Origin of the sequence: Rhizobacter sp. (assembly GCF_031412075.1) — a bacterium.
Classification (GTDB): domain Bacteria; phylum Pseudomonadota; class Gammaproteobacteria; order Burkholderiales; family Burkholderiaceae_C; genus Rhizobacter.
Map to the genome: position 1 here is coordinate 1 of NZ_JANOCG010000535.1, position 4,357 is coordinate 4,357.

Below are 4,357 nucleotides of genomic sequence, written 5' to 3' on the forward strand. Positions count from 1 at the left end.
CACGCCGAACTTTTCAGCCGCACGTGCGGCGAGGATTTCGCCATCGGCATGTTGCATGCCAGTGAGGCCCGTGGGCGCGATGGCCACCGGCATGGCCACGCTCTGGCCCGCCATGGTGGTGCGCAGCGAGCGGTTGCTCATGTCGACTGCTACACGTTGGCGTAGCAGGATGCGCTGGAAGTCGCTCTCGTTGGCGCGGTAGGTGCCTTCGGTCCAGGAGCCCGAGTCGGCGTAGTCGTAGAACATGCGAGGCACGCGCTTTTGCGCGAGCACACGCAAGTCTTCGATGCAGGTCACCACGGGCATCAGCGGCGGCGCCTCGGCACGAAGTTGAGTTGGGTGTTGGCCGAGACCGGCGTGGCGCTCACCTGCACCGGCACGGCGGGCTGGTCTTGCAGTTGGTCGGGGTGCCACAGCGTGAGCTGGGCGGCACCGTCGGGCACCCCTTCGATGGTGGCCACGCCCTTGGCGTCGGTCTTGCCGAACCAGGGGGTGTCGGCCACGTAGACCTGGCCACGCATCGAGCCGTGGATGTGGCAGCTCAGGCCGATGGGGCCGGCCTGGTCCATCTTGATGTCGGCGCTCGAGGTGCCCGAGGGTTTCTTGGCCGGGCCGCTGGGGTAGGCGTCGGTGCCACCACGCGCCGAGGCGGTGGGGTCGGCATCGAGCCGCAACTCGAAGGCCTTGGCCGGTGCAATGCTGCCCAGCGGGCCGCTGGCGGTGGCGCGCACGTGGTGGTCGTAGCCGTCTTTGTTGATGAAGCGCAGCGTGCTGCCCACCGGCACCACCGTCAGGAAGGGAATGAAGCGCAATCCTTCTTGGGTGATCACCACCGGCTTGGCGGCCGGCGAGGGCACAGCCTTGACGGTTTGCTGCACCAGCACCACCACGTCGGGGGCGGGTTTGCCGTCTTTGTCGGTGATGGTGAGCTGCACGGTGCCGGCGCGGGACAGGCCGGCGACCAGGGCCAGCGCAAGCAAGGCAAGGGCGTTTTTGTTCATGGTGTGTACGGAATTAGGGGTGAAGGGTAGAGGCATCGTGATTCCCGCGTTAGCGGGAATTCACGGTGTGTCGCGATGCTGCGATATCGCTTGGCCCTGCGGTCATGGCGTGTTGATGATGTCGCGGTGCATCGGCGCAAGCTTGGCCAGCAGCTTGTTCTGCGTGCTGAAGGCGATGCCCTGCGCGTCCATGCTCTGCTGCAGCACCTCGACCAGGGCGTTGAAGTTGCTCTTGGTGATGTCCATGCCGGCATGGGCTTTCTTCATGTCGGGGCCCTTGAGCCTGCAGGGCCCACCCGAGACTTCGCAGAACTGCGCCACCAGCTGGGCCTTGACGTGTTTGTGATCCACGTCCTTGAAGAACGGGTTCATGCGCGAGTCGGCCAGCAGGCGCGTCATGAAGTCGTCCATCAGCTTGGTGAGGCCGGGCTGGGCACCGAGTTGCTGGTAGAGGGTGTCGTCGGTGGTTTGGGCGTGGGCGGTGGCGCCGGCCAGGAGTGAGGCGCAGACGATGAGGTTTCGAAAGATGTTGCTCATGGAAGGCTCCGATTCAGAAGGCGATCTGGGCCGACAGGTAGGCACCAGTCTGGCGGCGCGTGACGACCCCCGGCACGATCTTGCCGAGGTTCACATAGGCGGCTGTGAGCGAGAAGTGCTTGCTCGGTGCCCAGGCGACGAACAGGTCAGCCCAGTCATCTTCTTTCAGTGTCTCGGGGCCTGTGTACGCGGTGAGCGCGTTGTTGTCCCTCAGGTTGTCAGGCTTGGAGCGGTACTCGACGCCGATGGCCACGCTCTTGTGCAGCAGGTACGCCAATGAAAACTCGGGCTGCAGCTTGTAGCTGGTGTGGTCGGTAGCGCCGAAGCCGAGCAGTCCGTTCTGGTTGGCCTTGGTCGCACGCAGGGTGGCGTTGACCAGAATGCCTGGAGAGAGAAAGAGCTTGGTCGCACTGACGTAGACATCGACGCCGCTGTCTTTCGCGCCAAATGATTCGAGCACCGGTGCCAGCGGGCCGGAGCGGGCCTTCTTGTATTGGAGGCCGGCGGCGATCTGCGGCACCCAGGTGTCGCTGTCGAGAACGGCGTCACCGGCGAGGCGCACCTTCGCACCGAAGATGTCTTGCTTCAGTCGCAGGTTGGTGAAAGCGGGATCGCTCAGCACGACTGCCAGCGCACCGCCGACCGGGCCGGTGTCGAACTCTTGCGTCGCAATCGACAGCTCAACCCGGTCGCCGTAGCTCACGGCTGCGCCATAGGCCTTGAGTCCGTAGTCCTGCGTTTTCACGCGCGTTGCAAACGCCGATCCCCCGACCTCGCCCGCAGTGGCATACCCGCCAGTCACCGCCCAGGGTGTGAGGCCACCACCGGCCGCACCGTCGATGCTGCTCACGCCGCCCGTCAGCAGCAGCTTGCCGCTGAAAGTGGTGGGGCTGGCGGGCTGTGCCAGCACCGGCGCAACGGTCAGCGCCAGCGGCAAGGTGCAGGCGAATGCCGTGCACTGGCTTCGCAGGGATCGAAAGGACATGCGTCTTCTCCTCGTGTCGGTTGAACAGGGCTCGACGTCTATTTACGCCGCGCCGTTACGTCTGGATGCAATTGAATGTGTGCACTAGTTGGCACCCGGCGCATCAGTTTTCAGAAGGCGGTGCAGCGTCGAACAGTGGCATCGGCGCATGGTACGCAGCCGGTGCCTCCTGTGCTACCAGTGGGGCCTCGGGCCCATGAGGGTCCACCAGGTTGGCCAGCTTGGCCAGGTTGCCAGCACGCACGCCGAGCAGGCGCAGGCGGCGTGTGAGGTCGACACGCTTCAAGCACTCGCCGGCCGCGCGGCGGATGCTGCGCGCGTCGAGCGTGTGGGCCGGCAGGGTGAGGTCGCGGGTGACGATCTTGAAATCATCGAAGCGCAGCTTGATGCCGATGGTCTTGCTGGCGTAACCCTTGCGCGCCAGGTCATCGGCAAGCTCGATGCACAGGTCGGTGAAGATGGTGCTCAAGGTGCTGCGGTCGCGCACCGCGTGCAGGTCGCGCTCGAAGGTGGTTTCGCGGCTCATCGACACCGGCTCGCTGTAGGTGACCACCGCCCGCTCGTCGCGCCCATGGGCGGCTTCATGCAACCAGGCGCCGTAGCTCTTGCCGAAGTTCGCGATCAGGAAAGCCGCGTCGGCCGCCGCCAGCTCGCCGATGGTGTGGATGCCATGCGCCGCGAGCTTCTCGCTCGCCTTGGGGCCGATGCCGTTGACCTTGCGCGCTGCCAGCGGCCAGATGCGGGTGGGGATCTCGTCCAGGCCCAGCAGCGTGAGGCCGTTGGGCTTGTCGAACTCGGAGCACATCTTCGACAACAGCTTGTTCGGTGTGATGCCTACCGAGCAGGTGAGGCCGGTGGCGCTGAACACCGCGTCTTTCAGCGCCTGGCCAGCGGCGCGGCCGGCGTCGTCTTGTGCCCCGGGGTGGTCGGTGAGGTCGATGTAGATCTCGTCGACGCCACGGTCTTCAACCAGCGGCGCCATGCTGCGCACCGCGGCCTTGAAGAGGCGCGAGTAGCGGCGGTATTCGTCAAAGTCGACCGGCAGCAGGATGGCGTCGGGGGCCAGCAGTGCCGCTTTCATCGTGCCCATGGCCGAGAACACGCCGAGTGCACGTGCCTCATACGTGCTCGTGGTGAGCACACCGCGGCCGGTGTAGTCGCGCAGCCGAAAGAACTCGCGGCTGCCGTCGGCCCGCAGCACCGGCTGGTGGCGCCGCCCGCCGCCGATCACCACCGGCAGGCCGCGCAGCTCGGGGTACCGCAGCAGCTCGACCGACGCATAGAACGCGTCCATGTCGAGGTGGGCGATCAGGCGTTGCGTCATAAGGGCTGTATTTTCATACAGTTATGAGTCAGATCAAACACTTTCACCCCGTTGGGGCCGCTCGCCCGTTCAAGGAGGGGTGGGCTCGCGCGCCCCGTGTCTCAACCTTTCAGGAGAACTCTCATGGCAACCGCCTTCCCCCTTGCTCGTACCGCCGCTCTGGTGCTCTTGGCCATCAACGTGGCCGGCGCGTCTGCGCAGCAGGCCCCTACCGCCGAACGGCGCAGCACGCTCGACGAGCAGCAATCGGTGGCCGTGACCATCTACAACGAAGACCTGGCACTGGTGAAAGACGCACGCAGCGTGGTGCTCGACAACGGCAACAACCGCCTCGCCCTGCGCGACGTCAGCGCGCGCATGCGGCCCGAAACGGCACAACTGCGCAGCCTCTCGCACCCCGGCTCGTTCGACCTGCTGGTGCAGAACTTCGACTTCGACCTGCTCACACCGGCCAAGCTGCTGGAGTAGTACGTGGGCCGCAACGTGCTCATCGTGAAGACGAACCCAGCC

6 protein-coding genes are annotated in these 4,357 nt (G+C 65.5%); 1 reads left to right on the plus strand and 5 read right to left on the minus strand.

Going from position 1 to position 4,357, the window contains the following annotated elements:
- The 5 genes from RMO40_RS19965 to RMO40_RS19985 all read right to left on the minus strand — a co-directional run.
- The coding region (locus tag RMO40_RS19965) for an alpha-hydroxy-acid oxidizing protein (protein WP_309725106.1) at window positions 1–306 on the minus strand (306 nt) is incomplete at its 3' end.
- Window positions 306–1,001 (minus strand): plastocyanin, encoded by a 696-nt coding sequence (locus RMO40_RS19970; RefSeq protein WP_309725108.1) that lies wholly within the window; start codon window positions 999–1,001, stop codon window positions 306–308. The genes RMO40_RS19965 and RMO40_RS19970, both read right to left, overlap by 1 nt.
- A 102-nt stretch (window positions 1,002–1,103) precedes the next feature.
- The gene (locus RMO40_RS19975) at window positions 1,104–1,538 is read right to left on the minus strand and encodes a globin domain-containing protein (protein ID WP_309725111.1); all 435 of its coding nucleotides are present in this window, start codon (window positions 1,536–1,538) and stop codon (window positions 1,104–1,106) included.
- Between the two features lie 13 nt (window positions 1,539–1,551).
- Complete coding sequence (locus RMO40_RS19980) at window positions 1,552–2,523, minus strand: DUF3034 family protein (RefSeq protein WP_309725113.1); 972 nt, start codon at window positions 2,521–2,523, stop codon at window positions 1,552–1,554.
- Window positions 2,524–2,626: 103 nt separating this feature from the next.
- Window positions 2,627–3,847: a Y-family DNA polymerase gene (locus tag RMO40_RS19985; RefSeq protein WP_309725115.1), complete on the minus strand. Its 1,221-nt coding sequence runs from the start codon at window positions 3,845–3,847 to the stop codon at window positions 2,627–2,629.
- Window positions 3,848–3,970: 123 nt separating this feature from the next.
- Between RMO40_RS19985 and RMO40_RS19990 the strand changes: the two genes are divergently transcribed.
- Complete coding sequence (locus RMO40_RS19990) at window positions 3,971–4,315, plus strand: hypothetical protein (RefSeq protein WP_309725117.1); 345 nt, start codon at window positions 3,971–3,973, stop codon at window positions 4,313–4,315.
- Window positions 4,316–4,357: the final 42 nt, after the last annotated feature.

Excerpts from the sequence above, each read along its gene's own strand:
- RMO40_RS19985 (WP_309725115.1), bottom strand. The coding sequence starts at position 3,847 with ATGACGCAACGCCTGATCGCCCACCTCGACATGGACGCGTTCTATGCG.
- RMO40_RS19980 (WP_309725113.1), bottom strand. The coding sequence starts at position 2,523 with ATGTCCTTTCGATCCCTGCGAAGCCAGTGCACGGCATTCGCCTGCACC.
- RMO40_RS19975 (WP_309725111.1), bottom strand. The coding sequence starts at position 1,538 with ATGAGCAACATCTTTCGAAACCTCATCGTCTGCGCCTCACTCCTGGCC.
- RMO40_RS19990 (WP_309725117.1), top strand. The coding sequence starts at position 3,971 with ATGGCAACCGCCTTCCCCCTTGCTCGTACCGCCGCTCTGGTGCTCTTG.
- RMO40_RS19970 (WP_309725108.1), bottom strand. The coding sequence starts at position 1,001 with ATGAACAAAAACGCCCTTGCCTTGCTTGCGCTGGCCCTGGTCGCCGGC.